5 protein-coding genes are annotated in these 2,346 nt (G+C 44.9%); all 5 read left to right on the top strand.

Going from position 1 to position 2,346, the window contains the following annotated elements; genetic code table 11:
- Positions 1-278 precede the first annotated feature (278 nt).
- Positions 279-578, top strand: coding sequence for a hypothetical protein (locus F6K38_RS39630; protein WP_287265165.1), 300 nt, complete (start codon positions 279-281; stop codon positions 576-578).
- A 68-nt stretch (positions 579-646) separates the two neighbouring features.
- Entirely contained in the window at positions 647-991 is a 345-nt protein-coding gene (locus tag F6K38_RS39625) for a hypothetical protein (RefSeq protein WP_137985686.1), read from the top strand.
- A 308-nt stretch (positions 992-1,299) separates the two neighbouring features.
- Positions 1,300-1,536 carry a hypothetical protein gene (locus tag F6K38_RS39620; RefSeq protein WP_287265166.1) on the top strand — a complete coding sequence of 79 codons (237 nt, stop codon included), beginning with the start codon at positions 1,300-1,302 and terminating at the stop codon, positions 1,534-1,536.
- 134 nt (positions 1,537-1,670) lie between these two features.
- Positions 1,671-2,057: an RNA polymerase sigma factor gene (locus tag F6K38_RS39615; protein WP_287265167.1), complete on the top strand. Its 387-nt coding sequence runs from the start codon at positions 1,671-1,673 to the stop codon at positions 2,055-2,057.
- Between the two features lie 6 nt (positions 2,058-2,063).
- Positions 2,064-2,346: RNA polymerase sigma factor (locus F6K38_RS43785; RefSeq protein WP_353737280.1), on the top strand; the 283-nt coding region annotated here is incomplete at its 3' end.

Below are 2,346 nucleotides of genomic sequence, written 5' to 3'. Positions count from 1 at the left end.
TATAGCGCTACGCGCAAGTCCGCAAGTCACAAGTCAGAAGTCAAAAGTTTACTACAACAGGTTTTCAGCTTTTAGCCATTTCCTAACTTTATTGCGTAGTGCTATAGGAAGAATTCTCCCCATTTCCTGCTTCTGTTGACTCCCGACTTCCGACTGTATATAGGGTTTTTATTTGAGATGTAAACGTGTATGGTCTTTTTTGATTGGACAATAAAACTTTGAATCTCTTGGCCCTATTGCCTTTTGCCTCTTTTCTATTCGCTTTTTGAGCAATAATTTTGTTTACAACCTATATAAAAACCCTAGACATGAGTTTTTACATGAGTTTTTACATGAGTTTTTACATGAGTTTTTACATGAGTTGGCTCTACCGTACTTGTGTTGACACTCCCCGGCCTGTTCGCGTAGCGTCGGGCAAAGCCCGAAAGGCGCGGGGATTCCTAGATCAACGAGTCACCTTAAACCGTTGTGTTCCCATCTTTGACGCCGCCAAAAATCAGACAATATCTAAACCAAAAACCCGTCAAGACCAAGTTTCTAGTCAGTTCACAACAGACCCAGCGGGCGATTCTCCTTAGGCGTTTGACTACTTACCTGGAAGTGCCTTAAAAAGTCCGTTTCCTTCCTTGTCTTGATGCAGTCACTCATGGGGGAAACCACGGCAGTCGCTCATGGGGGAGACCACGGCAGTCGCTCATGGGGGAAACCCCCTTTGGCGGCGCTGCCTCCCCAAGACCGCGCTGCCTCCCCAAGACCGCGCTGCATCGCTTCATCTGGTTCCGGTGTGCCCCACCGTACCGTATTATCTCAAAGCGTGATTTTTGCTGGGTTCACACACCAACGGTTGATTGATGATTGGGTTTTTAAGGAGGACTTTCCCTACCCTCCGAGCATTACTTCTTCTAGGTCGATAAGTTACGGGTCTCTCTCCCGGCTCAGCCTACGGTTTTTCAGCCTGTACTCATGTTTTGATTATACCCTGGCGCTATAAAAGTGTCAACTAAAAGCCGTCGAACGAAGGACGGGGCTTTAAACCCAAAATTTTTGGTAAGAAGCAAAAGTTATTTCATGGTGAAACCTTTTTGGATAAATTATTATACCATTAAATAAGTCACGTTTATGTATTTTATAATACATTTTTTACCATAAATCCGATAGAGCTGTTTTTATAGCGTTTTTCGTAGCTATGAGGTACACATTATTTTTTCCCTCTTCCCTCTTCTCTCTTTCCTTCCCCTCCTGGGAGGGGTTAGGGGTGGGTTCCTGCTCCCTGCTCCCTGCTCCCTAAAAACCATAAATTTGTACCTCACAAGTCGTAAAATTGCTATACATGAGTTTTTACATGAGTTTTTACATGAGTTTTTACATGAGTTTTTACATGAGTTTTTACATGAGTTTTATGAGATTAACAGACTAAAAACCGCTATACTCTCAAATGGTGATCGGGTATCGATGTCAAAAATGTCGAGTATAGCGCTACGGGCAATGGCATTGGCAAGAGGCATGCTAGCAACAGTTGACTACAACAGTTGCTAGTGGTGCTTCAGGGGAGCCTTCATGTTTCCCCTCTTACTCAGGGTTAGGTTGCTGCCCGTAACGCACCACTGCTGGGTCAAACAACTGTTAGGAGATGCACCCACCAGATAGACCATTGTGTTGATCAATCAATTATGATGTCAGATATTCAATTAGAAGCCAGTTCTACTGCATTGGGCCAATCCCATCACTTTTCACAGAAAGAGTTTTGGCAGCAATGGCAGCAATATCAAGACTATCTCTATCATCGCTGTCTCAGGTGGATGGGTGGAAACCCTACCGATGCTGAAGATGCCCTGAGTCGGGCCATGCTCAAGGCATGGGAGAAGGTGAAAAAGTTTGCCGGAAAAATCGCTAATTTTAAGGCTTGGCTGACAAGGCTGACTCATAATCTCTGCGTGGATATTCATCGAGAACATTGTCGCAGCGCCAACCACGTTGAAGATATAGAAGGGATTCCAGAGGAACAAGGACTGCTTTGCTGTAACGATACCCCAGAAAGGGCTTTGGAAACAGACTAGAAAAAGATTGCCATCCGCCGTGCCATTGATAACTTACCTGCTCGGCTGCACCAGACCTTTATCCTGCACTTTTATCAAGAACTGTCTTATCGAGACATAGCCCAACAGCAAGAGATTTCCTACCAGAATGTCTGTAAGCGCATCTCCCAGGCGCGGGCCATGCTGCGAGAAGAGTTGAGGGGATATTTTATTGGGGAAGATGAAACTGATCCGGAATTATCGGTTACGTCAACTAATCAGGCAACTGAGTCAGCAATTGGGGAAATGTCCCAGTCGAATGCAGAAGTTG

It is taken from the genome of Moorena sp. SIO3B2 (assembly GCF_010692525.1).
Taxonomy (GTDB): Bacteria; Cyanobacteriota; Cyanobacteriia; order Cyanobacteriales; family Coleofasciculaceae; genus Moorena; species Moorena producens.
Note: the sequence above shows the minus strand (reverse complement) of the source record. Positions and strands in the feature narration are given on the sequence as shown.

Excerpts from the sequence above, each read along its gene's own strand:
- F6K38_RS39625 (WP_137985686.1), top strand. The coding sequence starts at position 647 with ATGGGGGAAACCACGGCAGTCGCTCATGGGGGAGACCACGGCAGTCGC.
- F6K38_RS39615 (WP_287265167.1), top strand. The coding sequence starts at position 1,671 with ATGATGTCAGATATTCAATTAGAAGCCAGTTCTACTGCATTGGGCCAA.